The organism is Paucidesulfovibrio longus DSM 6739, from assembly GCF_000420485.1.
Lineage (GTDB): Bacteria > Desulfobacterota > Desulfovibrionia > Desulfovibrionales > Desulfovibrionaceae > Paucidesulfovibrio > Paucidesulfovibrio longus.
Genome location: NZ_ATVA01000005.1, coordinates 1 through 25,900, shown reverse-complemented (window position 1 = coordinate 25,900; position 25,900 = coordinate 1). Strand labels below are relative to the sequence as shown.

Sequence of the window (25,900 nt, the reverse complement as noted above, 5' to 3'; positions counted from 1 at the left end):
GCTGAAAGCATCTAAGTGGGAAACCTGCCTCAAGATGAGTTCTCCCTCTCTTCGGAGCTGAAGACCCCTGGAAGACCACCAGGTTGATAGGCCGGAGGTGTAAGTGTGGCAACACATTCAGCTGACCGGTACTAATAGGTCGTGCGGCTTAGGTAATCATTCTCTCCCTCCCTATGAAACTATATATTTGTCCTGGTGACCAAGGAGAAGGGGGTACACCCGATCCCATTCCGAACTCGGAAGTTAAGCCCTTCATCGCCGATGATACTGCAATTTAAATTGTGGGAAAGTAGGTCGTCGCCAGGACTTTTCATTTCAGGAGCGCCGTGAGCAATCACGGCGCTCTTGTTTTGTTTCATGAATCTCCGCTCCCTTTTCTCCGCTCAGCTCTCTCCGCCCTTCGCTTCCGCTCCCTCCACGCCTCCGACCGGCCGGAGCAGCCAGGAATATGGCCTCCCAGTGCCGCTGGAAGTTCACGCCTCTGCGCGCTTCGGGCAGCATTCAGCCCCCCACCATCGACGGGCCGCAAGATTCGCGTCATTGCACGTCTCGGATAGCCCATCATGTCCGCCCCGTTCCCAAGCCCATCCACTTCACGCCTCGCGCGCCAGGTGTTCACCCGGAATCGCGACATGCGCGCATCCTGCCCATTCCCGATTCTCGCGGGGCAGGTGGCGATCAAACGCGCGCGGGCAAGGCGCAACTTGCGTCGAAGGTTCACCCCAACCGCGCGAGGTAGAGGGAATCTAAGCCCGATCCCACTGAATCCATTCCCTGTCTCGTGGAGTAGCCCCCATTTGGACCGGACATGCCAGCCAACCTAAGAGGTAGTGCTAGAGGTATGTCCAGACAGAGTGCTAAAGAGTATTCCACGGTCGAGGTCGTCAGCATGGTTCAGAGGAGGCGCTGGACGCTGCCTGAAAAGGTGCGGATTGTGGAAGAAGCCTCCCAGCCGGGGATGAGTGTCTCATTCGTGGCCCGCAAGTACGGCGTTGCTCCGAATCTCGTTTTTCGGTGGAGAAAGCTTATGAGCGATGGCGGAAAGGCCGCAATACAGGCTGACGACCAGGTCGTGAGCGCTGCCGAGGCCAAGGCGTTGAAAAAGCGCATCCGTGATCTTGAGCGCCTTCTTGGAAAGAAGACGATGGAGGTCGAGATCCTCAAGGAGGCCATCGACATCGCACGGGAAAAAAAACTGATCTCGCGTTCGCCATTACCCTTCGAGGACGATTCCCGATGAAACGGGTGGCTGAATCCCTGGCCGTATCGCGGTCGCGGCTTGCCGAACGCCATGCGGGTAAAACTGCGGCCCGCCCGAAGCGATACAAGAAGGCCCCGGATCAAGAGCTATTGCTCTTGATCCGGGCAATTCTGGATGAGCGCCAGACGTACGGTTATCGGCGAGTGCTGGCAATTCTGAATCGCCGCCTTGAAGCTGACGGGCATCTTCGGGTGAATCACAAACGAGTTTACCGGATCATGCGCACAAACGGCCTGCTTCTCACCCGCCATACTGGTAAGCGTCCTGACCGGCCACACGAGGGCAAGGTTATTACGTTGCATCGCAATACGCGATGGTGTTCGGATGGATTTGAAATTTGCTGCGACAATCGGGAAGTTGTGCGCGTCGCGTTTGCCCTTGATTCGTGCGACCGGGAAATAATCAGCTACGTGGCAACGACAAGGGGCATTTCGGGGTCCATGATTCGGGATTTGATGCTGGAAAGTGTGGAACGTCGCTTTAGAGTTGCTCGGACACCACATTCAGTGGAATGGCTGTCCGACAACGGCTCATGCTACACGGCAAGGGAAACGGTCGAGTTCGCCTCGTGGCTGGGGCTGCAAAGCCGCTTCACGCCTGTTCGCAGTCCGGAAAGCAACGGGATGGCTGAGGCGTTCGTCAAAACATTCAAACGGGATTATGTTGCCTGCAACGTCTGCCCTGACGCACGAACGGTTTTGAATTGCCTGTCCGCGTGGATGGAAGACTACAACGAAAACGCGCCGCACAAGGGCTTGCGGATGCGCTCGCCAAGAGAGTTCATCCGCCTGTCATTAACCGCAGGGTGTCCGGTTTTATAGGGGCAACTCCACGTCATAGGTCTGTTTGGTACTTCGGGACTATTGATTTTAGGATCAACCGGGAATACTCAAACAAAAGCACATGAGTTTACAGAGTATTAGCTGAACGCTGTTCATATCGACCACTTCCCGAAGCTGAAGGGCAGGCGTCCAACACTTGGCGCTCCCGCGTCTCCCTCACAAGGATATTCAAGATGGGTGAAATGTCAGGTTTCAAGGCGGAATGCCGTTCGTCTCAAGAGGAAATCGCCCAGCAGTTCGCCATGTTCGAAAAGCATGTCTGCTTTCCGTTCATCGATGCGCTTCCCGGCGGCGTTTTCATCCTGAACACCAGGCGGGAGATCGTCTACCTGCATCCTCGCAGCGCGCACCTTGTCACGCAAAAAGACATCAACTCCTGCCTTGGCATGCGCGTCGGCGAGGCCCTGGGCTGCGTGAACGCCCTCGAAGGGGAAAACGGATGTCATACGAGCCGGTTCTGCACGTACTGCGGGGCCGTCAAGGCGCTGGACGGGAGCGAGAAGTATGGCCAAGGCCGTGAGGAGTGCAACCTGCTCCGCCAGACCGGCGAGCGGGTCGAGCGTCTCAATCTGGAAGTGCTCGCAGTTCGTGTGGAGAACTGCGGCGACAATTATTTTGTTTTTTCCGTGGAAGATCGATCTGAAGCAAAAGAATTGTCCGCTCTGGAACGGTTCTTCTTTCATGACGTGCTCAATCTCGCGGGCGGGGTCCGCAGCATGCTTGAAATGTTCGAACCGCAGTTGTCCGCGGCCAGCGAAAACGCTTCGGACATGCTGATGCGAGCCGCAAATCGCCTCGTGAACGAAATCGTGGTCCAAAAGAAATTGTGCGAAGCGCTGCGCGACGAAATGCCAGTTGCTTCAGAGATGATCCGCAGCAGCAGGATCGGCGAGGATTTGATCTGGCTGTATCAGGCCTATTGGCCGAACGGACCGCGCATTCAACTGGACGAGGGATATGAATCCGTGATGCTGGAATCGGATCGCGCTTTGCTCGAGCGGGTCTTGGGCAACATGATCAAAAATGCGGCCGAGGCATCGAAGCGGGATCAAGTCGTCGCATTGGGCTGCAATCGTACGCCAAGCGGCATCCGTTTTTGGGTTCGCAATGAGGGCGTTCTCGAAGACCACGTCCGCAATCAACTGTTTCGAAACAGCTTCAGCACCAAGTCGAAGAATCGCGGTCTGGGCACGCAAAGCATGAAGCTTCTTGGCGAGCGGTATCTCGGCGGGAAAGTCGGCTTCGATTCCTCGAAGCAGCATGGAACTGTTTTCTATCTGGAATTGCCCTCCACATGCTGAAGAGGCGAAGCAGGACAGGCTGATTCGTCCTGCTTCGCTCCTCTCCGCTAGAAGCGCTCCATGTCGTCATCCGCGGCTTCCAGCGGTTTTGGCTGCCGGCTGCGCACCACGGTCATTCGTTTCGTCGCTTTCGTGACCTGGAAGAAGGAGATGGACTCCCGCAACTGCCGCGCCTGCTGGCTGATGGTGGTCGAGGTCGCGGCCGTTTCCTCGGACGAGGAGGCGTTCTGCTGGATCACGCCGTCCAGCTCCTGAAGCGCCTTGTTGACCTGGGCGGCTCCCGTTGACTGTTCATTGCAGGCCGCCGAGATATCCTGCACGAGTTCCGCGGTGCGCGCTATGCTCGGCACCAGTGCCGCCAGCATCGAGCCTGCCTGGTCCGCTATCTTGACGCTGGCCGAGGAAAGCTGGCTGATCTCGGCGGCGGCCTGTCCGCTGCGTTCCGCAAGCTTGCGCACTTCCGAGGCGACTACGGCGAAGCCCTTGCCGTGCTCGCCCGCCCGCGCAGCTTCGATGGCCGCGTTGAGAGCCAGAAGGTTGGTCTGGCGCGCGATCTCCTCGATGATTTCCGTACGCTCCGCAATGTTCTTGAGCGCATTCACCGCTTCGCCGACGGATTGACCGCTCTTCTTGGCGTCCTCGGCCGACTTGAGCGAAATCTGCTCGGTCTCCGCGGCATTGTCCGCGGTCTGGCCGATGCTTCCGGTCATCTCCTCCATGGACGCCGAAACCTGCTCCACGTTGCTCGCCTGGCGCAAGGCTCCGTCCGCAAGGCTTTGGGCGGCGGAAGACAGTTCCGCGCTGCCGGAGGACAACCGTTCGGAAGCGTCGTCCACCTCGTCCACGACCTCGGCGATGCGTTCGGCCATGTCATCGAGGGATTTCGCCACGATGCCCATTTCGTCTCCGCGATCCAGGTTCAATCTGGTGGTGAAGTCTCCCCGTCCCATTCGTTGGGCCAGGTCGCTGACCTGCAAGAGCGGCCGGAAAACGAGCCGCGCCAGCATGATCCACAGACCGACCGCCACCACGAGCAGGATGCCCAGGGTTTGCGCGGCCATGAGCAGCTTGGAGCGCAGCAGCGTGGCATGGACCTCGGCGAGCGAGGTCGTGATGACGAACGCGCCGTGCATTTCTCCTTCTTTCCAGCCTTCCTTGATGCCGCCCGTGGGATCCTTGGCTCCCTTGGGGTCGCCGTGGCAGTAGAGGCATTCCTTGGTCAGGTGAATCGCCCGGAAGTAGCTGATGCTGCCGGGTTCCCGCAGGATGTATTCCTTGAGATCGCCTCCGCGCATGATTTCCAGCACTTCCCGTTCGGATTCCGTGGGCGTATTGGCCGGGTTTCGGGGAGAAACCTTGGGAACGCGAAACACGTAGCCGCCTTCCTCGGCGTTGGTTCGGGCCATGTTGATGGCGGTGATGATGGGGACCGCCTCAAGGATCTTGTCCGGCGGCAGTTCGTCAAAGGGCCGCACCACTCCCAGTTCGATCTTCTTGGACATCTCGTTGCGCGCGGCTTCGGCCATCAGGAGGATGCCGCGGCTGCTTTCGAGAATGGCGTCGTCCGCGTTCCTGGCCACGAGATTGGAGTTCTGGACGGCCAGGATCAGGGCGACGATCACGGGTCCGGCCAAGGCGACGGCCAGGATTTTCCATTTCATGGACAAGGTTCGCAGCATGAGCTTCTCCGGTGTTCAGGATTCATCCTCATGGAACAATAAAAGAAGCCGCACAATGAGGCAGTTATAAATCGCTCCCGGCACATCGTTGCAGCGACGTCAACTGCCCATGCTGGACTTCAGGGCGCGCCCCTTGAGCATGCCGAAGCAGCCTGCGAGCATCATGTCTCCGCCCGGAGCCGGGAAGCTCACGTCGCCGCCCTTGAGCAGGGCGCGCTGCGGGCCGAGGACGAAGGTGGGGGAAAAACCTTGCGCCTCCGGCGGCAGATCCAGGGTCAGGCAGCCGTGGCCGCGATCCTCGAAGACCTGTTCGAAAGCCAGTTCGCCGCGCCGGAAGAGGTCCAGGTCGGAGCGGAGCTTGACGGCGTCCACCAGCCCGGTGTGTTGTTCGTAGACGCCCCAGATGCGCTCCTGGAAGACCAGGAAGGCGATGAGGTGGCTGTTGCCGAGGTTGACCACGGTGATGCCCCTGTCCCGGCTCAGGGCCGCGATTTCGTCCACATAGAGCGCGCCGAGAACCGCGGCGGCGCCCGTGTCCGCGACAAGCCCGCCTCCCAGGCTGCGTTGCAGCTCGGCGAGGCGGGTCATTTCTTCCGGCACGACGTCGTACAGCAAGGCTTCGGGACGGCCCTGCGCACCGAGGAGCAGCCGTTCCCAGAGCTTGAAGCGTCCCAGCCGGTTGGACGCGCCGGGGTGGAAACCGTGGTCCTGGGCGCAGGCCATGACGCTTTCGGGACGCGGCAGACCCGCGAGGTCCAGCAGGGCGTTCCAGAAGTCGGGGTCGAAATCAGTGAGATGCAGCGGTTCGTATCCTGCGGGGCGATCTTCGCGGATCTCCACGCCCATGGCCTGGACGCGTTCCAGGTCGTCGCCCAGGGAGAAGGCCGCGCCAGGCTCGGCCGCGACCTTGCCGCCCTGTTCCAGATGCGCCTTGAGCGCACGGAAGAATCCGCCGCCCATGTTGCGCCCGTGCAGCCAGAGCGGACGGCCCGCAGCTTCGGCAATCCGCGCGGCAACGCGCCGGGCCGGTGCGGGCAGCACGAATTTGGGGCAGTTTTCGATTTCCAGGCCGGGGAAATGGTAGAGCACGTCCTGGGTGCCGGAGCCGATGTCGAGGATCAGGGTGGGGCCGAACGTGGTTTCGGACAAGGAAGCGGGCATGGCTGTCTCCGTGTGCGCTTTCAGGCGAGTTCGAGGAAAAGACGGTCCATAACACGTTTTTTCAACTCGGCAAAGCGCGGGGAAACGGTCAGAGTGTGGTCGCGCGGGCGTTCCAGGTCGATGCGGACCTCCTCCACGATGCGTCCCGGCCGTTTGGACATCACGAAGACGCGGTCGCCCAGGAGGATGGCCTCGTCGATGTCGTGGGTGATGAACAGGACCGTGGCCTGCTCCTTGCGCCAGACGTCGAGCAGCAGCTCCTGGAGCAGCAGCCGGGTCTGGGCGTCGAGCGCGCCGAACGGTTCGTCCATGAGCAGCATGCGCGGCTTGTTGGCGAGCACGCGGGCAATGGCCACGCGCTGCTTCATGCCGCCGGAAAGCTCCTTGGGCAGGGCGTTTTCGAACTCGGACAGGCCCACGAGATCCACGTAGCGGCGGGCGATTTCGGCCCGCTCCGACTGGGGCAGGCCTTTGATGCGCAGACCGAATTCCACGTTTTTGCGCACCGTGAGCCAGGGGAAAAGCGTGTAGGACTGGAAGACCATGCCCCGCTCCGCGCCGGGACCGACGATGGGCAAGCCGTCCAGCTCCACGCGGCCCTGGCCGGGACTTTCCAGCCCGGCGACGATGTTCAGCAGCGTGGACTTGCCGCAGCCGGACGGGCCGACCACCACCGCGAATTCGCCGTCGCGCACGTCCATGCGGGCATTGTCCAGCGCGGTGACGAGCTTGTCTCCCGCTCCGTAGGTCTTGGTCAGGTTGTCGATGGTCAGCATGGCTACCTCTCCGCCTTTTCGCTCCAGGGCACGGTCAGCCTCGTGAGCAGCTTGAAGCTCCAGTCCGTGAGCAGGCCGAGCAGGCCGATGATGATCAGTCCGGCGAAGATGCGGTCGATGGCCAGGAAGCGCTGGGCGCGCAGGATCATGTATCCCAGGCCGGAATTGGCGGCCACCAGTTCCGCGACCACGAGATACGTCCAGGCCCAGCCGATGGTGATGCGCAGGTCGTCGAGAATGCCGGGCAGGGCTCCGGGCAGGAGCACGAGCCGATAGGCCTGGGAGCGGCTCGCGCCCAGGGTGTAGGCCGCGCGCAGCAGATCCTTGGGCACGCGGGAAACGGTGTCCGCGACCATGAGCACCAGCTGGAAAAAGGTTCCCAGGAAGATGATGGCGAATTTTTGGGCGTCGCCGATGCCGAAGTAGAGCAGGGTCAGCGGCACGAGCGCGACGACGGGCAGGTAGCGCGCGAACTCCATGAGCGGGCCGAGGGTGGCGGCAACGCGCCGGGAGGTGGCTATGGCCGCTCCCAGCGGAATGGCGAGCACGGCGGCCAAGGCCCAGCCGACCATGACCCGATAGGTCGAGTCCCAGGTGTACCGCCAGAGGATGCCTTCCTCGTGCATGGCGCCGAAGGAGCGCAGCACCGCGTCGGGCCGGGGCAGGAAGAGCGGCTTGACCGCTCCGGAATAGCTCAGGGCGCACCAGAGCAGGCCGAAGAAAAGAAACGTGAGCAGGCCGAGCCCGGCGCGCAGGCCCGGCCTGTTGTAACGGCTTGTTGTGCCCATGCTACTCGGCGGCGGCCTTGACGTACTGGTCGGTGACCAGGGCGTTCACGTTCAGCGGCGCCGTCAGGATGCCCTTGGCCTGCCAGAAGGTTCCGGCGCGTTCCGCCACTTCGAAGATGTCGTTGACCTCGGCCTTGTCGAAGAAGGCGAGGTTGGCCTTCTTGCCGAAGAAGGTCACGCCCGCAGCCATCTCGGCCATGTCCGAAGCGGGCAGGCCCATGGCCTTGCCCATGATCTCGTTGCCTTCCTCCTGATTGGCCTCGTACCAGGCCACGGCCTCGTACCAGGCCTTGGTCAGGCCCACGGGAGCATCGGGATGCTTGGCGGCGAAGGCTTTGCGCAGCACGAGCACGTCCACGATGGTGCGCGGGAAGTCCTTGGAGCTGACGAGAACGTGCCCGCCCTCGCGCTGGCCCGCGTTGGAAAGCCAGGGCTCCCAGGTCACGGCGGCGTCGAGGTTGCCGGCCACGAACGCGGCTCCGGCGTCGGACGCGCCCATTTCCATGATGTTCACTTCCTCTTCCTTGACTCCGGCGGTCTGGAGCGCGGTCAGGAAGAAGAAATACGAGGTGGAGGACTTGTCCAGGCCCACGGTCTTGCCCTTGAGGTCGGCCAGGGACGTGATGTTCGGACCGGCCACGATGCCGTCGCCGCCCGAGGATTCGTCCATGGCGAAGAGCACGGTCTCGTCCGTGCCCTTGGCGTAGTGGATGACCTCGCGGTCGAGCACGTTGCCCAGGCCGTCGATGTTGCCGGACGCCAGGGCCGCGGCGTACTGCGACTCGTCCTCGATGATCAGCAGTTCCACGTCCAGGCCGTACTTGTCGAACATGCCCTTGGCCTTGGCGATGTAGAGCGGACCGTATCCGACCCAGGTGGCGTGGGCGATCTTGACCGGGGTTCCGGCCTGGGCGGCGGTGGCGCAGAGCAGCGCGGCCAGTGCCAGCAAGACGATGATGCGTTTCATGTTTCCCTCCTGAAATGTGCGACGCCGGACGGCGCGTAAGAACAATGAACCTAACGGCATATGGGAAAAACCGCAAGAAACGGCGTGTTGCGGCGGACTTCTTGAATATCGTTCAGGATGCCGCAATGGTTGCCGAAATATCGACTTTGTCCGGCCTGTCTGCGGAAAACACGGCCTTCCGCTGCGCCCGCGTGGCCAAGGCGGGGCGAAACGCGCTGCGGGCGGGAACGGATCGAAGATGTCTTTCCGTGCGGGCAGCCTTTCCTGTCCGGCTCAATACAACCGCGTGCCGAGCGGCACGTCGCGCTCCGGCTGGACCAGCACCACGCCGCTGTCGCCGTGGCCGTCCAGTCCCAGGGTCAGGACTTCGGACATGAAGTCGGCGATCTGCCGGGGCGGGAAGTTGACCACGGCCAGCACGAGCTGGTTTTCCAGGTCTTCCGGGCGGTAGTGGGCCGTGATCTGGGCGCTGGATTTCTTCACGCCCAGTTCCTCGCCGAAATCGATCCAAAGCTTGTAGGCGGGCTTGCGCGCCTTGGCAAACGGCACGGCGCGCAGGATCATGCCCACTCGGATGTCCACTTTCAGGAAGTCGTCGAAACTGATTTCGCTCATGGTCGTTCCAGAGGGGTTGAGTCCGGCGGCGGGACGCGCCCTGAAGACAGCGTCTCCTGCGTCGTCGAACGGTAACTTGACGGCAGGGCCGTCCATGAAGCATCTCTACGCGATGTCCGTCATCGCAGGCTTATTCATCCTTTTCGTGCTCTTTCTGCCTGCGGCGCTCTACGCCGCAAGCATAGCCGTGAACGCGGCCAACGGCAATCTGGAGCGCATCCGCGCCGCTTCGGGCAGCGTGGCCTGGGGGGCGCTGCGCGGATGGCTGAACTCGGTGCGCTCCACCCTCATCATCGGCGCGACCTTTCCGTTCCACCGCCTGCTCGTGCGCCGGGGCTCGGGCCGGGGCACTCCGGTGGTGCTGGTGCACGGACTCTATCACAATGCCGCGGCCTGGCTTTTTTTCGGGCGCTGGCTGGCGCGGCGGGGCTATTCGAACCTGTACACCGTTTCCTACGGCAGCTTCACGCGGGTCTTCCCGGAGATCGTCCAGGAAGTCGGGCGCGTCCTGGAGCGCGCCCTGGAGGACAATCCGGGCAAGAAGGCCCTGCTCTGCGGGCACAGCCTGGGCGGGCTGGTCGTGCGGGCCTTGCTGGCGGAAGAGCGCTTTGCCGGACGCATCGCCGGGGCGGCGACCTTGGGCACTCCCCACCGGGGCAGCGTGCTGGCGCGCATCGCCCTGGGCCGCCTGGGCCGCAGTCTGCACCCGCGCCATCCCCTCTTCCAACGGCTCGCGGCCCTGCCGGAACCGCAACGCATTCCCCGGCTGGCGCTCTTCGCCCCGCTGGACAACATGGTCATGCCGGAGCAATGCCTGCGGCCCCGCCGCCCCGGCTGGAAGCTGGAACGGCTGCCCTTGTCCGTGAGCCACGTGGGGCTGATCTATTCGCGCGCCCTGGCTGCTCGCGTGGCGGAATTTTTCCGCGAGGCCGAGGCGGAAGCGGGCGGGGATCTTCTTCCGTAGCCCGGCTTGCCGCCGCAAAGCAAAGGCCGTCGCTCCTTGGGGGGAGGGACGGCCTTTGCCTTGCGGTCTTCTTCGGTGCGGAAGGCTCAGAGTCCGAGCAGCTGCGTGAGCATTTCCTTGAGCTGTTCGGGTCGGAAGGGCTTGGTGATGAAGGCGTTGACTCCGGCGTTTTCCGCCAGGCCGCGTTGCGACGCCTCCTTTTCCGTGGTGACCATGACGATGGTGGCGGACTCGAAGTCCGGATCGTTGCGGAGCTGCTCCACGAGCTGCATTCCGTCCATGACGGGCATGTTCATGTCCGTGACCACCAGCTCCACGGGGCCGTTTTCCTGGAGGTGCTCCAGGGCTTCCTGTCCGTTGGCGGCCAGGGCCACGTCGAAGCCCAGCTCCGCGAGCAGGGCGCGGTGCAGGGCGAGCATGGAGCGCGAGTCGTCCACGGCCAGGGCCTTGCGTCCGGAGCCGCGTTCCGCGGCCGCCTCGGAAAGGCGCTTCAGGTCGGCTCCGGCCGCGTCCGTGCCGAGGCTTTCCAGCGCTTCCCGGAAGGCCGCGAGGATTTCCTCGTCGCGCGACTGGAGCAGGTGCTCCATGAGGATGTCCGCGCAGGCGGGGTCGCCGTGCAGGGCGCGGAAAATGTCGAGGGCCTTGGAGTTGATGATGGCCTGGGCCAGCCGTGCGGTCTGTTCGTCCTCCTGGCGGAGGCGCTCCGTGATGTTGCGGATCATGCCGGGATTGACGTGGCGTTCCAGCCCGCCCACCACGGCCATGAGCAGCAGCTCGTCGGTTTCGCTGAGGCCGTCCATGAGGCAGATCAGGTTCTTCATGGTTCCGATGCGGCCCATGGCCTCATAGAAGGCGTAGCGCACGTTGGGGGTGTCCGCGTGTCCCCGGTCGAAGGCCGCGACCAGCCCGTTTCCGCCGCTGCGCAGGCCCGTGAAGCCGAGCACGTTGGCTGCGAGGATGCGCACGTCCTCGTCCGAGGAGTGCAGCGAGTCCAGCAGCGCGGGCACGGCCTTTTCGCCCAGCTCGACCATCACGTCCGTGATCAGGCGGCGGGCGATGGGATTCTTGTGGTGCAGGTGCGAGGCCAGGAACTGCACGGCTTCCTCCGTGCCCAGGTCGCCCAGGGCCTGGATGGCCTTCCAGGTCGGCACGTCGCAGGTCTGGTAGCGGTCCCCCGTAAGGCTGCGCCGGACCACTTCCTTGAGCCAGGGCAGCGCGGAAACGTCGTTGAAATGGCCGCACATCTCGATGCTCAGGCCCGCGGCCAGGGGATCGTTGGAGGAAAGATGCTTGCGGAAGGCGGGCAGGGCCGCCTCGCTGCCGATGCGTGCCAGGGCCGAGAGGCTTTCCAGGGCCAGGTCGGAGTCGTCGGTGGTCTGGGCGATTTCGCTCAGCGGCTCCACCGCGGAAGCGAAGCGGTGTTCGCCCGCCGTGCGGATGCAGAGCAGGCGCAGCTTGGGGTCGTCGCTGTGCAGGCATTCCACTGCGTACTGCTCGTTGTCCGCGAGCAGCGCGTTGAGCGCGATGACGACCATGGAATCCACCGAGGCGTCTTGCAGTGGCGAGGCAAAGAGCGAAAGCAGGTCGGGCAGCGCATCGGTCGGGCGGTTGGCCGCAATGTCGTTGAGCAGGGTGATCTGCTCCAGGAAATCTTTATCTCGGAATCCGTCCAGGATGCTCATGGAACCGTTTCGATCCTTGCAGGGTTATTCGATACAGAATTCAATGGTGAATTCGCCCATCTCGGCCTTGAAGGGGATGGCCATGATCATTCCGGAGGAAACGTGGGAGATGGTATGGTTGTCGCCCATGATGACCGTGGGCGTCGATCCCTGGAAGGAGTAGCCCTGCTGGGAAAGGCCGGCGCGGGCCTGGCCGGAGACCATGTTCACGATTTCTCCCACCGCGTCCTTGACGTCGTCGAGAATGTTCCCCACGTCGTCGCCGAGCATGTTCTTGACGATGCCCACGGCGAGCTTCTTGTCGAAGGTGATGGAGACGCTGCCGTTCTTCTCGCCCGTGAAGCCGACGAGCCCCGTCACGTCGCCCTGGGCGATGTTGTTTTTCTTGACGTAGGGACGTCCCGCCACAGGTGTAATCATGGCCATGGTGGAAAGAACGTCCACTGCTGCCTTGATGAAGGGTTTAGCCAGTTCCACATCCATTCGAAGCGTCTCCTCAGCGTGAAAACCCGTTTCAGATTCCGCGGTATTTTACTGTCGGCATCGCGACAGGAAGAAACACACGGTTCAAGTCTGCAACATCTACCTTCCACCGGCAACAAAGGTCAAGTAGGGGCGCGATGTTGTTGCGGCCCTGGGGCGATCCGGGTAGGCAGAAGGAAACCGCCGGAGTCCACATGAACCCAGACACGGAGCCGTCCCTGCCGCTCGGGGACGCGCTCGTTCCCCTCTTGTTCATCGTATCAGTTTTTTTGCTGAACTTTCTGACCCGCGTGATCGCCGCCCCGCTGATGCCGGAACTGGCCGCGGAACTGGGCCTGAACAACGCCCAGAGCGGCGCGGTTTTTCTCTGCATCGCCCTGGGCAATTGCGTGGGCCTGGTCTGCAACGCCTTTGTCACCGCGCGCCTGACGCACCGCGAAGGCATCGGCTGCTCCGCACTGCTCATGGGCTCCATGCTGCTCGTGGCGGCCTCGGCAGGCAGCCTTGCCGTGCTCCTGCCCGCCACGGTGATCATCGGCGTGGGCGCGGGACTCTACCTCCCTTCCGGCGTGGCCACCGTCACCTCCCTGACCCGGCCCGGCGACTGGGGCAAGGCCCTGGCGCTGCACGAAATGGCGCCCAACGGCAGCTTCATCCTTGCGCCGCTCCTGGCCGAGGCCGTGCTGCTCGTGGCGGGCTGGCGCTCCGTGCTGCTGCTTTTGGGAGCGGGGCAGATCCTTCTGGGCCTGGCCTTTTTGCGTTTCGGCAGGGGCGGCCGCTTCCACGGACGCACCCCGAACAGGAAGAACGTGAGCGAGGTGGCCGGGCGGCGCAACTTCTTCCTGCTGACCCTGCTCTTCTGCCTGGGCATCGCCGGCGGTTTCGGCCCGTACACCATGCTCCCGCTGCATCTCATGGACATGGGCATGCCGCGCGAGGCGGCCAACGGACTGCTTTCCGCCAGCCGGATCGGCGCGTTTTTCGTCCCCTTTCTCACGGGCTGGCTGGCGGACCGCTTCGGGGTGCGCCGCGTGCTCTACGCGGCCCTGGGCTGCTCCGGCTGCCTGGCCGTGGTCCTGGGGCTGGCCGGGCCGGGCTGGGTGGCCGCTCCCGCCGCGCTCCAGCCCGTCTTCGGCCAGGGGTTCTTCGCCGTGGGCTTCGTGGCCCTTTCCCAGACCTACGAACCCCAGGTCCGCTCCACCGCCATTTCCATGATCCTGCCCACGGCCATGCTCTTCGGCATCGGCATCATGCCCACGCTCATCGGCCTGTTCGGCGACATGGGGCCTGCCTGGGGCGGATTCGGGGGCGGCTTCATGCTTCTCGGCGGGCTGACCCTGCTCGGCCTGCCCGCCGTGGGCGCGCTGGAGCTGCCGGTCCGCTCCCCGCGGCGCGCTTCGTCCTGATTCTTTCGCGCTTTCCCGGCCCCGCGCCCGGCAGGGGCTTGCCTCGACAAGGAAAAACCAGTAACGGCTGACTGTTGGCTCGTCAGGGCCGCCGAGGGGGACGTGCGCGCCGAAATGGCGCGCAAAGCGCAAGAGGGAAGGCAATGGATATCGTTTTCGGGGCATTGAAAATGGCGGCCCTGGTGGCCCTGGTCTGGGTCTGCGGCGAGAACCGCCGCGCCGTCAGCTCTCGGCAGATCGTGGTCGGACTGGCGCTGCAACTGGGGCTGGCGCTCCTGCTGCTCAAGGCGCCGATGCTGGAAAACGCCATGCTCGGCCTGAACGCCCTGGTGACGGCCCTGCAGAACGCCACCAACGCGGGAACGGGCTTCGTGTTCGGCTACCTCGGCGGCGCGGACCTGCCCTTCAGCGAGCCCTGGCCCGGCGCGGCCTTTGTCCTGGCCTTCAAGGCCCTGCCCCTGATCCTGGTCATCAGCGCGCTCTCGTCCCTGCTCTACTACTGGCGGATCATCCCGCTGCTGGTGCGGGGCTTTTCCTTTTGTCTGGAAAGGACCATGAACGTGGGCGGCGCTCTGGGCATTTCCGTTTCCGCCAATATTTTCGTGGGCATGATCGAGGCCCCGCTGTTCATCCGGCCGTACCTCGCGCGCATGACCCGCAGCGAGCTGTTCACGCTGATGACCTCGGGCATGGCCACCATCGCGGGAACCATGCTCGTGCTCTACGCGAGCATCCTGGAGCCCGTGGTACCCGGCGCCCTGGGCCACATCCTCGTGGCCAGCATCATCAGCGCCCCGGCCGCGATCATGGTTTCCCGGCTGATGATTCCTGAAACAGGGGAGATCACCGTGGGCCGCGTCCAGCCGCCCCAGGCCGCCCTGAGCAGCATGGATGCCGTGGTTAAGGGCACGGTGGAAGGCGTCAAGCTGCTCCTCAACGTCACGGCCATGCTCGTGGTTTTCGTGGCCCTGGTGGCCCTGGCGAACATGATTCTGGAGACCCTGCCCCTGCCGGGCGGCGATCCCCTGACGCTGCAACGCATGCTCGGCTGGATCATGAGCCCGTTGGTCTGGCTGGCCGGCGTGCCCTGGAGCGAGGCCCAGACCGCGGGCAGCCTCATGGGCACCAAGATCGTGCTCAACGAGCTGGTGGCCTACCTGGACATGGCCCGCCTGCCTGCGGACGCGCTCAGCCCGCGCAGCCGCATGATCATGACCTATGCCATGTGCGGCTTCGCCAACCTGGGCAGCCTCGGCATCATGGTCGGCGGCATCGGGGCCATGGTCCCGGAGCGGCGGGACGAGATCGTGGCCCTGGGACCGCGCTCCATCGTGGCGGGCGTTTTCGCCACCCTGCTCACGGGCGCGGTCATCGGCATTCTCTACTGACGAACTCGGCTCATGGACGTTCCCGGCCCGAAGAGGCATAATCGGGACTCGGAGGTAAGCACATGACCTACAAGATTCATCCCATCGCGGTAGGCACCAAGGTGTTCGACAAGAGCATGATGACCTACCAGTACAACCAGGGAAAGGAATTCGTGATTCCGCTCTACGTCTGGTACCTTGAGGGCGGGGACAAGACCATCCTCGTGGACACCGGGGAAATGCACCCGATCCAGTCCGCGGAACGCGAAAAGGCCCTGGGGGGCAAGATCCACACCTTTGAGGAAGGCTTGGCCAAGTTCGGCCTCAAGCCCGAAGACGTGGACGTGATCCTGCATACCCACCTGCACAACGACCATTGCGAAAACGACTACAAGTGCGTGAACGCCAAGATCTACGTGCACGAGAAGGAACTGGAGAACATCCACGACCCTCATCCGCTTGATTATCGGTACCTTGCCGATTTCGTGGAGGATGTGGAGGAAGCCGGGCAGATCGTGCCGCTCAGGGAGGATACCGAAGTCCTGCCGGGCATCACCATGCTGCACACCCCGGCCCATACCGAGGGAGGCATGTCCGTGCTCGTGGATACGCCGGGCGGCAAGGCCCTGATCTGCGGATTCTGCACCATCGACGAAAACCTCAATCCGCCGCCCGCCATCCGGGGCATGGAGATGGAGGTCATTCCGCCGGGCACGCACCTGAACGTCAAGGACGCCTACGACATCCTGCTCAAGGCGCGCGGCCTGGCCGACAAGGTTCTGCCGCTGCACGAGCCGCGCTTCGCCGCCATGGAGACCATCGACTAGATTCAGCCGCGTCCTGAAGGGGCGCGAAACCTCATACGCAGAAGGAAACGCACCGCATGGCCGACGACTTCAGAAAATTGCTCGTGGAGGAGTACCGTTCCCCGGAGGGCTGGGGCCGGAGCTTCAAGGAAATCAAGATCAAAGGCATGTTCACCTTTTCCGTGCAGGCCAGCGACAACCACGCCAGCACGCCGGAAGCGGTCCTGGACGACCCGTTCGAATACGAGGCCTTCGAGGTCACGATTTCCCAGGACGACGCGCCGTTCATCGACACGCCGGGCAAGGGCGCCTGGGAGGAGCTTTCGCAGCGCCCCTGGGCCGAAAAGTTCGGCCGCGGCTACATCGCGGGCATGCGCATCGCGGAATTCATGCCCGTGGCCGAAGTGCAGCACGTCTACGAGGAGCTGCTGGAGTTCGCGGAAAAAAAGAAAGGCTAGCCTTCCGGCCAGCCTGGAAATATCCGCAAGGCCCGGTTCGCCGGGCCTTTCTTGTGCTCCCGGCTACGCGCCGAAGACGAAGCCCTTGGCCAGGGTCAGCAGCACGATGAAGACCAGGGCGGGCAGGAGGTTGGCCAGCTTGATGGCTTTGAGGTCGAGCAGGTTGATGCCGATGCCGATGATCAGCACGCCGCCCGTGCCCGTGAGCTGCGCGATCATGGTCGGGGAGAACCAGTGTTGCAGGTAGCCCGCGAAGATGGTGAACATGCCCTGGTAGAGCAGCACGGCGATGAAGGAGAAGAGCACGCCCAGGCCGTAGGAGGCCGAGAGGGCGATGGACGCGAAGGCGTCGAGCACGGACTTGGTGTAGAGCAGGGTGCGGTCGCCGCGGATGGCTTCGTCAAAGGAACCCACGATGGCCATGGCCCCGATGCAGAAAATCAGCGAGGCCGTGACCAGGCCTTCGGTGAAGCGCTCGTTCTTGGAGCGCACCACGGCCTTGAGGCGGTCACCGAGGGAGTCGAGGTGGCGGTCGATGCGCAGCAGCTCCCCGGCTATGCCGCCGAGCAGGACCGAGAAGATGACCACGAGCATGTCCTCGGCCTTGAAGGCCATCTGGAAGCCGATGACCAGCACGCAGAGTCCCAGCCCCTGGAAAACGATGATGCGGATGCGGTCCGGAAAGCGGTTGTGCAGCAGCAGGCCGCAGATGGAACCGACAATGATGGCCAGGGCGTTGACCAGGGAGCCGACGGGCAGAATCATCGAAATCTCCGGGCTGAAAGGTTGAAGTGCGGGTGAAATATCTCTTTGTCGAAGCGCACGCAAGGGCGATGAGGTGTGATTTCATCGGAACCCGTTGATATTTGTGCAGGAATAATTTGCAGATTCGGACAGGAAATACTTGACTCCGTTTGGGCAAGGTATATATGTGGCCTGTCTTGGGAGAGAACGGCGCGGCACTCCCTGCACGGAGCAGGGGCCTGTTCGTCGCGTGCGGCTCTCCTTCCTTTCTTTTTTCGAGGTTACTAACTTGTCCAAGAACATTTATGTTGGCAACTTGCCCTGGAGCTCCACCGAGAACGATGTTCGCGCCGCCTTCGAGCAGTACGGTGAAGTCATTTCCGTCAAGCTCGTCGAGGATCGCGAGACCGGCCGTCCCCGTGGCTTCGGCTTCGTGGAGATGGACGACAACGGTGCCGCCGAGGCCATTTCCGCCCTCAATGGCAAGAACTTCCAGGGCCGCGACCTGAAGGTCAATGAGGCCAAACCCCGCGAGAGCCGTCCGCGCTACTAGGCTTCGGCCTGCGCGTCCGCGCTTTTGCGATCAAGGCCCGCTCCGGCGGGCCTTTTTTATTGCCTTGCGGCCGAGGCGATCTCGTGACCGGCCCAAGCTCCAGCGCCCGGCCCAAGCTCCAGCGCCCGGCACGGTTCCGCGCCCGACCACCGTGCCTGGCTTCCGGCTTCAGATCTCGGTTTCTGGCCTCGCGGCTCCTCTTGCAGGAACGTATCGCTGTTGACACGCCGCCCCCATTCTCCTAAATAGAACCTCTTCCACGCCGGGATGGCGGAATTGGTAGACGCAGCGGACTCAAAATCCCAACGGGAGAGTCCTTGAGGAAGCCAAATCAACCTCTTCAATCACAAAAAGTTCATGGATGCCGACCGGTTGGTCTGGCATCCTTTTTTGTTGCCATCGGTTATCTCCACTCTTTTGCCCGCAGTTGCTCAACATGCTGAAATGTTGCGTGAAGTGATGGGCTCCGTAAAGAAAGCAAGTCTCTTTGGACGTGTCGTGTTCACACTTTGTTCACACCCGGAAGTGGTGTCCAAGGAGCTGGTATGGCGATCAATCTCATTTGCAGGTCGTGCAAGAGCAATGCGAATGTTCGGTCGAGGGAATGCAAAAAGTGCGGGGAGTCTCTTTCCGGATGCATGTATCGAGTCATAGTGAAATCACATGACGGGAAACGGGTGACCAAGTCGGTGGACAACATCACCACTGCCCGGAAACTGGAAGCGACGTTCATGGCCGAGGCCCAGCAACGAAAGCTGTTCGGTAATCAGGACAATCCGTTGATCGACAAGGCTGGAGAGCAATTTCTGGCGTGGGCGCAGATTCACAAGAAGTCGTGGCGGGACGATGAGGAGCGTTGGCGGAATCATGTGCTTCCCCATCTGAGGGGGCGGAGGATGGATGCCGTTACACCTTATGAGGTCCAACGGCTTCCTGAAGTCATGATGGGCAAGCGGGTTTATGCCCCTGCGACGATCAAACAGGTTCTGGTCCTCGTTGAGGGTGTTCAACTGGGCAAAGCAGATGGGGCTTTATGCAGGGGAGAATCCTGTTGCCGGGATCAGGATGCCTGTCATCAACAACGAGCGCACCGAGTATCTGTGCCGGAAGAGATTCGCAAGTTGCTATCGTTCCTCGATCAATGGAAGAATCGGGCAGCACCATCACCATCAAGTTCGCGTTCTTCACAGGGTTTCGGCGGGTGGAGGTGTTCGGGCTCAGGTGGGACAACGTGTCCATGGAACGTGGATGCGTACGCCTCGTGGACACCAAGGGGGGCAAGGACAGCGTGTTGCCTCTTAATTCGGGAGCGATGGATGCCTTGCGTGAATCGTTGAAGCTGTTTGGCCCCAGCTTTTCGCCATACGCTTTTCCCGGAAAAAGCGGAAAGGAGCGGAAGGACATTCGCACCGCATGGGACAGGGCGAAAATGTCTGCTGGTATAGCACCAGATTTTCGCTTCCACGGGCTGCGGCACAATTTCGCGTCACATCTTGCTTCATCTGGGCAAGTGTCCATGCTTGCCCTGCAGCGGCTCCTGACGCACAAGTCTCCACAGATGACGCAGCGTTATGCCCACTTGCTGGACGAAGAGCTACGGCGGTCCGTGGAGTTGATGGAGCTGGTGTGAATCTTCCGTTCACGTGGGAAACAAGCGCAAACGACTCGCCTGTTTCATGGGAAAAACCCACTGTATGAGTTGGATGAGGGCAAGTCCGAGAAAAAAAATATGGAGCCCAAAAAGACGGTCAAAATGCGGGGCGTTGTTGTTCCAGTCGGCGAAGCCGGTACCCATGCTGTTGTTGGTCGTGTCGGACGAAGTCCGTCAGGTCGCTACGCTCCCTTCCTCCTCCTTGTTGGGGTGTTGGGATGTATTTCTTCCATGTTGAAGACAAACGCGGAGCGAAGCGGAGCTACCCCCGAAGGGGGCTCTTGCTTCAAGGTCTCTACTGGGGTCGTCTGGTCATGTTCCATTTGTGTGGGTGGTCTGTCTCGTTTCCCTCGGCCTTCGGCCTCGGTCTCCTCATCAGACCACAAGTGCGCTTCGCGCCCTGGGTTTTCTGCTCCTCAGCACCCAATGGAAGGTTTCCAACCTCCACGGAACGGAGCGAAGCGGAGTGGAGTGTGCCCCCCGAAGGGGGGCTAACCAAACCAAGATCACCATGGGTCAGGTGAGAAGGAAAACAGTAACGCCCCAGGTCGCATGAGGTTTCTATGATGATTTTGAGTGTGTATTTGTATCTGGATTTTAGGAAACTCTTTGTTGCCAATGGTTTTATGTGCTGCTGATGTCGTTCATGCTCTGATTATTGCTGGTTTTTCATAGCGTTGTGCGATATTTTGAAAAAGTCTGTCCGACATTGTCGTTCAAGTTTGTCGCCTCACAGCTTGGCGAACGCTGCCCTGAAATCATTGCGCAAGGCTGTTCTCTTGATGAAGGGGGAAACCTTGAGTTGGCGACCCATCTATACTGCCAGCGTTCCGATGGCATACATCCGCTTCGCATTTCGTGCTGATTTGAGCGGCTTGAGCACTCCCACCTTTACCATCTTCTCGATTTCCCGCTGAACTGTCCGTGCGTCGCACCCCAGAGCGGTGCCGATGATCTTGGTGTCAGGTTGTACGACTGTATCGCCGTAGTCGTTGTTACCATAGTCATGCTTCGTGTATGGACGCCCACCTGCCTTCTCGATGGCACGCTTCACCTTGTCTTCGGTCTTGCCGGTCAAGGCATTCTTGAGGATGTACAGGAACACCTGCTCAAATTTCGGCGGAAGGTTCGCTGAATCATCGTTGAAAGGCCACATTGAGCGAGTCGATTTCCTGATTCGGCCACCATACTCCTCCTGAAACATGCTCTTCAGGGCGTCCAGTGCACTTTCAATGTGTGTGAAGTCCGTTTTGGTGAGGACGGGGTCTGGTCCGAGGTTGTCCCGTAGTCTGAGGTCTGCAGCTGCCCTAAGCGGAGCAGGGAGATCGTCAAGCAACTCCCGCTCCCATGTCTTCACCGTGTGATCGGCCATTTATTCTCCATTGTCTATTTTGCCCTGAATCTGCCGCGTTGTGCTCCTCGGCAGTCCACGGTTCAGGCGGTTATCGTTGAAAAATGCTGGGTTAACCAAGGCTTCAGCAACCGTCGGCAAGCAGATATCATGGAAGGCCGAGAGGATCAACCTTTGCCCCCAGTAACTTACTGTGATAAATTGCAAAAGTTGTCTTCTGTATGGGCTTGCTATCGAGTTGCAGATAACTCCTTGCCTCATCACTGAGGCAAGGGGTATGTAGTCTGGTATTCATTTCATACGCAACCACCTGAAAAGGAACGCCATCTCTCATGACCAACTTTTCCGCCACCGCTGCCAACATCTGGGCCGTTGCCGACCTCCTTCGTGGCGACTTCAAGCAGTCCCAGTATGGCCGCGTCATTCTCCCCTTCACACTCCTGCGTCGTCTCGAATGCGTGCTGGAGCCCACCAAAGATGCCGTGCTTGCCGCTGCCCAAAAACATGCGGATTTCGGCGATGGCGTCGATGCCCTGCTCAAGCGGGCTGCGAAACAGCAATTCTACAACGTCTCGCCCATGACCATGGCCTCCATAGGCTCGACCCAGACCCTCGACAACCTCGAAGCCTACGTGCAGGGGTTCAGCCCCAACGCCCGTGAAATATTCGAGTATTTCCACTTCTCCGACTTCCTTGAGCAGCTTGATGCCTCCGACCTGCTCTACATGATCACCAAGAAGTTTTCGACATGGGACTTGAGCCCGAAAGCCATCGACAACCACACCATGGGCCTTGTGTTCGAGGAGCTCATCCGCAAGTTCGCTGAATCTTCCAACGAGACCGCCGGTGAGCATTTCACCCCGCGAGACATCGTGCACCTTGCCACGTCCCTTGTGTTCATCGACGATGATGACGTGCTTTCCAAGCCCGGCGTGGTCCGCTCGCTCTATGATCCGACGGCTGGTACTGGGGGCTTCCTGTCCGAAGGCACGGAACTCATGCGCACCCTGAATCCTGAGGCGGTGATCCGCAATCACGGACAGGAACTCAACCCCGAGTCCTACGCCATCTGCAAGGCGGACATGCTCATCAAGGGGCAGGACGTGTCCAACATCAAGTTCGGCAACACGCTGTCCGATGACCAGCTTCCCAATGAAAAATTCGACTACATGCTGTCCAATCCGCCTTTCGGCGTGGACTGGAAAAAGATTCAGCGCGTCGTCGAGGACGAGCACAAACTCAGGGGCTTTGATGGCCGCTTCGGTCCCGGCACGCCCCGTGTGTCCGATGGTTCGCTCCTGTTCCTGCTGCATCTCATCAGCAAGATGCGCCCCGTGAACGAGGGCGGCTCGCGGATCGGCATCATCCTCAACGGCTCTCCGCTTTTCACGGGCGGTGCCGGTTCTGGCGAGTCCGAGATTCGCCGTTATATCCTCGAGAACGACCTGCTCGAAGGCATTGTGGCCCTGCCCACGGACATGTTCTACAACACCGGCATCGCCACCTACATATGGGTGCTGAGCAACCGCAAGCCCGCTTACCGCAAGGGCAAGGTGCACCTGCTCAACGCAACGGAGATGTTCCTGCCCATGCGCAAGTCGCTCGGCTCAAAGCGCAGGCACATCAGCGAGGAGCAGATCGAGGACATCGTCCGTGCCTATGGCGATTGCCTTGCGGATGAGAACTGCAAGGTGTTTGATACCAACGACTTCGGCTATCGCCGCATCACCGTTGAACGCCCGCTCCAGCTTGCCTTCCACCCCCATGACGAAGTCCGTATCGCCGCGCTCAAGGCGGATGGGCCGTGGGCCAAGTGGGATGGGGCGCTCAGGGAAGCACTCTTGGCCGCACTGCCCAAGCTCGACGAAAAGTACCTCTCCCGCTCTGCGTTCAAGAAGGCGCTCAGGAAAGCTGGGGCCGAGGTGAGCGCGGTACAGTTCAAGCTGCTCCAGAAGCATCTTGGGGAGCATGATCCTGCAGCGGAAGTCTGCATGGTCAAGGGTAAGCCCGAGCCGGACCCGAGCCTGCGGGACAATGAGAACATCCCGCTCAAGGAGGATGTGCAGGCGTATTTCGAGCGCGAGGTGCTGCCGCATGTGCCGGATGCGTGGATCGACAAGGGCAAGTGTGATGGAAGCGACTGCGAGGTCGGCATCGTGGGCTATGAGATTCCGTTCAACAGGCACTTTTATAAATACGTGCCGCCGCGCCCGCTGGAAGAGATCGACGCGGACCTCGACCAGGTGTCGGCGGAGATCATGGCCTTGTTGCAGGAGGTGCACAGTTGAGACACTGGGAACAACAGAGCATTGGAGATTTGCTCCAGCATCTCTTCATGTATGACGAGTCCGACCGGATTGAAGTCAAGACCGGTTCCGAGATTGGCAAGTCCATTCTTGAGACAGTCATTGCTTTTGCCAATGAACCGAACTTGGGGGGTGGATATCTGATCTTGGGCATTGCCGAGAATGCGGACAGTCCGAGTGGATATGAGGTCGTTGGAGTCGATGACCCCGACAAACTGAAAAATGACCTGACGAGCCAATGCCGGTCGTCGTTGAATGTCGCGGTCCAGATTCATTCATGGGCAGAGACGATAGACGGCAAGACTGTTCTGGCATTCTACGTGGCCGAGGCAGACCCTAATCAAAAGCCAGTATACCGAGCGGCAAGCGGTCTGCCCAAAGGGGCATATCGTCGTGGGCCGAGCGGTGACATCCGCTGTGTGGATCAAGATCTTCAGGAGTTGTATCGTCAGAAGAGTGCAACCGAGTTCGACACGACTATTCCGGTTGATGCGGAGATGGAGGACATCGATCCTGATGCCGTCGCCATCTATCGTGCCGAGCGAGCCAATGCAAACCCCAATGCCGAGGAACTCGGATGGGATGACGATGAGCTGTTGCGGTCTTTAAGCTGCGCCAGAAAGGTTCAGGGAATCCTGAAGCCGACGATAGCTGGCATACTGTTGTTCGGAAAGCAAAGTGCTCTGCGTCGTTTGATGCCCGCCGTTCGCGTTGACTACATCCGAATCTCTGGGAGGGAGTGGGTCGAAGACCCGAATCATCGTTTTGACACTGTGGACCTGCGTGACTCGCTGTTTCGGTTGATTCGCCGCAGCGTCGCTGCCGTCATGGACGATTTGCCAAAGTCGTTCAATCTGCCGACCGGCGAGCTTGCGAGAAAGGATCGGCCTGTATTGCCCGTGGATGTCGTTCGCGAATCTGTGGTCAACGCCCTGATGCACAGGAACTACCAGAAGCATCAGCCTGTGCAGATCATCCGGTATGCCAACAGGCTTGAAATTCGAAATCCGGGACACTCTCTCAAACCCACAGAACAACTCGGAGAGCCCGGTTCGGTGGTCCGAAATCCGGCACTGGCCGCCGTGCTCCATGAGACCCATCTTGCCGAGACCAAGGGGAGCGGCATACGGGTCATGCGCACCCTCATGGAGCAGGCCGGTCTGGAGCTGCCACAGTTCGAGTCTGATCGGCATGGCGATGAATTCCGGGCAACCTATCTTTTTCATCATTTTCTGAGCGAGCAGGACGTGGAGTGGCTTGGGCGGTTCAGGCATCTGAACCCCACCAACGAGCAGAGCAAGGCCTTGGTCTACGCGCGTGAGACCGGAAGCGTCAGCAACAGCGCATACCGCGACTTGAACAAGGTCCACTTCGTCGAGGCCAGCCACGATCTGTGCCAGTTGCGCGATCTCGGTGTTCTTGAATCCAAAGGAGCTGGCAGAGGAACCTACTATGTTCTCTCTGATAAGTTTACCTCTCGTCCGAGGCTGCCGAGCCTCTTCGACACGCTGGAAACGACAAGCCCGAGGAGTGCGGACTCCCATGGCGATATGACGTCGCAACCTACCAAGTCGGGAGCAGAACCTCTTAAGCTCGACACGAAACCTCTTAAGCTCGACGGAACCTCTGATGCCATGGAAAGCATACGGAGCAACTGTGAAGAGGCTTTAGGTATTTCTGCGGACAAGTCGCCTCGCGGTGATGACGTGAAAAGGATCATCCTCTACCTGTGCGGGCAGCAGCCCTTCTCCGCCAAGCAGTTGGCCGGTATCCTTAAAAAAAATCCCCAGTATCTTGCCAAGGAGTATCTCTCTGCAATGGTCCGGGTAGGAGAACTGGAACTCATGTTCCCAGATGCCCCAAAACATCCGAAACAGGCCTATCGGGCCAAGAGGGTTTATGGGGGGATGGACTGATGCCTTGTTGTATGTCGCAAGCGAAATCAAATGGCCTTGGGGCAGCTGTTGCAAAAACAACAACAACTGAATCCGCCCGAAATTTCGAGGAAAGGGACACCGTGATCCGGCTCATTCTCAACCAGATGGCGCAGGGGGGGGAGTGATGGGCAAGTATCGGGCGTATGCGGAATACAAGGATTCCGGGGTTGAATGGGTGGGAGCAATTCCCGAAGGGTGGAATGTATTCCCGACCTTTCGCGTGTTCAATGAGCAGAAAGTGTGTAATGACCTTGGCCAGATCACTAATGTTCTGTCATTGAGCTACGGGCGAATCATTCGGCGTGATGTCGAAAAGAATTTCGGTCTTCTGCCAGAGTCTTTCAACACATACCAGATCGTCAAGCCAAACAATCTCATATTACGGCTGACTGACCTCCAGAATGACAAGAGAAGTCTTCGCGTTGGGCAGGTAGAGGAGGAAGGGATCATCACTTCTGAGAAGTGGGTTCACTTCTTCGGACCAGTCAGCGGCAAAACTAAGGTGGACAGATTCATGGGCTATGCCGCCTTTTTCGGGCAAGCCAGAGGAGGTACCCCCTCTGGCTTGAATTGCTGATATATCTCCATCGGCTTTCTGCCGTCAAAGGTCTTGTGCGGACGCCGGTTGTTGTAGAAATCAATCCACCAGGCCAGGGTGCGGCGAAGCTCGCTGCCCGTCTCGATCTCCCGCAGATACACGCATTCATACTTCAAGGAGCGCCAGAGACGCTCGATCATAACGTTGTCCATCCAGCGGCCTCGGCCATCCATGGAGATGCGTGCTCCGGCCTCCCGGAGCTTC

Annotated in this window: 23 protein-coding genes and 2 rRNA genes; 13 read left to right on the top strand and 12 right to left on the bottom strand. The window is 60.8% G+C overall.

The window, feature by feature from the left end; all coding sequences use genetic code 11:
* The 4 genes from G452_RS0101560 to G452_RS0101545 form a co-directional block, all read left to right on the top strand.
* Nucleotides 1-156, top strand: a 23S ribosomal RNA gene (locus tag G452_RS0101560); the annotation flags it as partial.
* A 35-nt stretch (nt 157-191) separates the two neighbouring features.
* A 5S ribosomal RNA gene (rrf, locus tag G452_RS0101555) occupies nt 192-306 on the top strand.
* 535 nt (nt 307-841) lie between these two features.
* Nucleotides 842-2,082, top strand: a protein-coding gene (locus G452_RS20970) for an IS3 family transposase (RefSeq protein ID WP_155887481.1) whose coding sequence is annotated in 2 segments (ribosomal slippage) — nt 842-1,187 and nt 1,187-2,082 — 1,242 coding nt in all. Because the reading frame shifts where the segments join, the coding sequence is not laid out codon by codon here.
* A gap of 194 nt (nt 2,083-2,276) precedes the next feature.
* A complete protein-coding gene (locus G452_RS0101545) occupies nt 2,277-3,404 on the top strand; it encodes a sensor histidine kinase (RefSeq protein WP_022660505.1) in 1,128 nt (375 codons plus the stop codon).
* Between the two features lie 47 nt (nt 3,405-3,451).
* On the opposite strand, the gene G452_RS17605 is transcribed toward G452_RS0101545, so the two are convergent.
* From G452_RS17605 to G452_RS0101515, 6 genes are all read right to left on the bottom strand, one after another.
* Nucleotides 3,452-5,083: a methyl-accepting chemotaxis protein gene (locus G452_RS17605; protein ID WP_022660504.1), complete on the bottom strand. Its 1,632-nt coding sequence runs from the start codon at nt 5,081-5,083 to the stop codon at nt 3,452-3,454.
* 99 nt (nt 5,084-5,182) lie between these two features.
* Nucleotides 5,183-6,244 carry a DUF1786 domain-containing protein gene (locus tag G452_RS0101535; RefSeq protein WP_022660503.1) on the bottom strand — a complete coding sequence of 354 codons (1,062 nt, stop codon included), beginning with the start codon at nt 6,242-6,244 and terminating at the stop codon, nt 5,183-5,185.
* A 20-nt stretch (nt 6,245-6,264) separates the two neighbouring features.
* On the bottom strand, nt 6,265-7,020 hold the full coding sequence (locus G452_RS0101530; protein WP_040368033.1) for an ABC transporter ATP-binding protein: 756 nt from the start codon (nt 7,018-7,020) through the stop codon (nt 6,265-6,267).
* A gap of 2 nt (nt 7,021-7,022) precedes the next feature.
* Entirely contained in the window at nt 7,023-7,808 is a 786-nt protein-coding gene (locus tag G452_RS0101525; protein ID WP_022660502.1) for an ABC transporter permease, read from the bottom strand.
* 1 nt (nt 7,809) lies between these two features.
* Nucleotides 7,810-8,775: an ABC transporter substrate-binding protein gene (locus G452_RS0101520; RefSeq protein WP_022660501.1), complete on the bottom strand. Its 966-nt coding sequence runs from the start codon at nt 8,773-8,775 to the stop codon at nt 7,810-7,812.
* Between the two features lie 273 nt (nt 8,776-9,048).
* Nucleotides 9,049-9,390 carry a tRNA-binding protein gene (locus G452_RS0101515; RefSeq protein ID WP_022660500.1) on the bottom strand — a complete coding sequence of 114 codons (342 nt, stop codon included), beginning with the start codon at nt 9,388-9,390 and terminating at the stop codon, nt 9,049-9,051.
* Nucleotides 9,391-9,484: 94 nt separating this feature from the next.
* Between G452_RS0101515 and G452_RS17600 the strand changes: the two genes are divergently transcribed.
* Entirely contained in the window at nt 9,485-10,354 is an 870-nt protein-coding gene (locus G452_RS17600; protein WP_022660499.1) for an esterase/lipase family protein, read from the top strand.
* Between the two features lie 86 nt (nt 10,355-10,440).
* Here the strand turns inward: G452_RS17600 and G452_RS0101505 are convergent, their stop codons facing one another.
* Together G452_RS0101505 and G452_RS0101500 are read right to left on the bottom strand one after the other, a co-directional pair.
* The gene (locus G452_RS0101505; protein ID WP_022660498.1) at nt 10,441-12,036 is read right to left on the bottom strand and encodes a HEAT repeat domain-containing protein; all 1,596 of its coding nucleotides are present in this window, start codon (nt 12,034-12,036) and stop codon (nt 10,441-10,443) included.
* A 24-nt stretch (nt 12,037-12,060) separates the two neighbouring features.
* The gene (locus G452_RS0101500) at nt 12,061-12,519 is read right to left on the bottom strand and encodes a chemotaxis protein CheX (protein WP_022660497.1); all 459 of its coding nucleotides are present in this window, start codon (nt 12,517-12,519) and stop codon (nt 12,061-12,063) included.
* 194 nt (nt 12,520-12,713) lie between these two features.
* Here G452_RS0101500 and G452_RS17595 point away from each other — a divergent pair, with 194 nt between their 5' ends.
* From G452_RS17595 to G452_RS0101480, 4 genes are all read left to right on the top strand, one after another.
* Nucleotides 12,714-13,925 (top strand): MFS transporter, encoded by a 1,212-nt coding sequence (locus tag G452_RS17595; protein ID WP_022660496.1) that lies wholly within the window; start codon nt 12,714-12,716, stop codon nt 13,923-13,925.
* A gap of 143 nt (nt 13,926-14,068) precedes the next feature.
* Nucleotides 14,069-15,313: a NupC/NupG family nucleoside CNT transporter gene (locus G452_RS0101490; protein ID WP_022660495.1), complete on the top strand. Its 1,245-nt coding sequence runs from the start codon at nt 14,069-14,071 to the stop codon at nt 15,311-15,313.
* Nucleotides 15,314-15,375: 62 nt separating this feature from the next.
* The gene (locus tag G452_RS0101485; protein ID WP_022660494.1) at nt 15,376-16,119 is read left to right on the top strand and encodes an N-acyl homoserine lactonase family protein; all 744 of its coding nucleotides are present in this window, start codon (nt 15,376-15,378) and stop codon (nt 16,117-16,119) included.
* 56 nt (nt 16,120-16,175) lie between these two features.
* A complete protein-coding gene (locus G452_RS0101480) occupies nt 16,176-16,556 on the top strand; it encodes a hypothetical protein (RefSeq protein ID WP_022660493.1) in 381 nt (126 codons plus the stop codon).
* 63 nt (nt 16,557-16,619) lie between these two features.
* Here the strand turns inward: G452_RS0101480 and G452_RS0101475 are convergent, their stop codons facing one another.
* Nucleotides 16,620-17,321, bottom strand: coding sequence for a DUF554 domain-containing protein (locus tag G452_RS0101475; RefSeq protein ID WP_022660492.1), 702 nt, complete (start codon nt 17,319-17,321; stop codon nt 16,620-16,622).
* Nucleotides 17,322-17,589: 268 nt separating this feature from the next.
* On the opposite strand from G452_RS0101475, the gene G452_RS0101470 reads away from it, so the two are divergent.
* Nucleotides 17,590-17,853 carry an RNA recognition motif domain-containing protein gene (locus G452_RS0101470; RefSeq protein ID WP_027188921.1) on the top strand — a complete coding sequence of 88 codons (264 nt, stop codon included), beginning with the start codon at nt 17,590-17,592 and terminating at the stop codon, nt 17,851-17,853.
* Between the two features lie 659 nt (nt 17,854-18,512).
* On the opposite strand, the gene G452_RS21630 is transcribed toward G452_RS0101470, so the two are convergent.
* Complete coding sequence (locus tag G452_RS21630; protein WP_162141262.1) at nt 18,513-18,722, bottom strand: hypothetical protein; 210 nt, start codon at nt 18,720-18,722, stop codon at nt 18,513-18,515.
* A 272-nt stretch (nt 18,723-18,994) separates the two neighbouring features.
* On the opposite strand from G452_RS21630, the gene G452_RS0101465 reads away from it, so the two are divergent.
* Entirely contained in the window at nt 18,995-19,483 is a 489-nt protein-coding gene (locus G452_RS0101465; RefSeq protein WP_027188920.1) for a tyrosine-type recombinase/integrase, read from the top strand.
* Nucleotides 19,484-20,318: 835 nt separating this feature from the next.
* On the opposite strand, the gene G452_RS0101460 is transcribed toward G452_RS0101465, so the two are convergent.
* Complete coding sequence (locus G452_RS0101460) at nt 20,319-20,876, bottom strand: hypothetical protein (protein ID WP_022660490.1); 558 nt, start codon at nt 20,874-20,876, stop codon at nt 20,319-20,321.
* 311 nt (nt 20,877-21,187) lie between these two features.
* Between G452_RS0101460 and G452_RS0101455 the strand changes: the two genes are divergently transcribed.
* Both G452_RS0101455 and G452_RS0101450 read left to right on the top strand, forming a co-directional pair.
* Nucleotides 21,188-23,143 carry a type I restriction-modification system subunit M gene (locus tag G452_RS0101455; protein ID WP_022660489.1) on the top strand — a complete coding sequence of 652 codons (1,956 nt, stop codon included), beginning with the start codon at nt 21,188-21,190 and terminating at the stop codon, nt 23,141-23,143.
* On the top strand, nt 23,140-25,077 hold the full coding sequence (locus G452_RS0101450; protein ID WP_022660488.1) for an ATP-binding protein: 1,938 nt from the start codon (nt 23,140-23,142) through the stop codon (nt 25,075-25,077). The genes G452_RS0101455 and G452_RS0101450 overlap by 4 nt, the downstream gene beginning before the upstream one ends.
* 540 nt (nt 25,078-25,617) lie before the next feature.
* Here the strand turns inward: G452_RS0101450 and G452_RS17590 are convergent.
* Nucleotides 25,618-25,900 (bottom strand): integrase core domain-containing protein (locus G452_RS17590; RefSeq protein ID WP_022660487.1); only part of this gene is annotated, 283 nt, incomplete at its 5' end.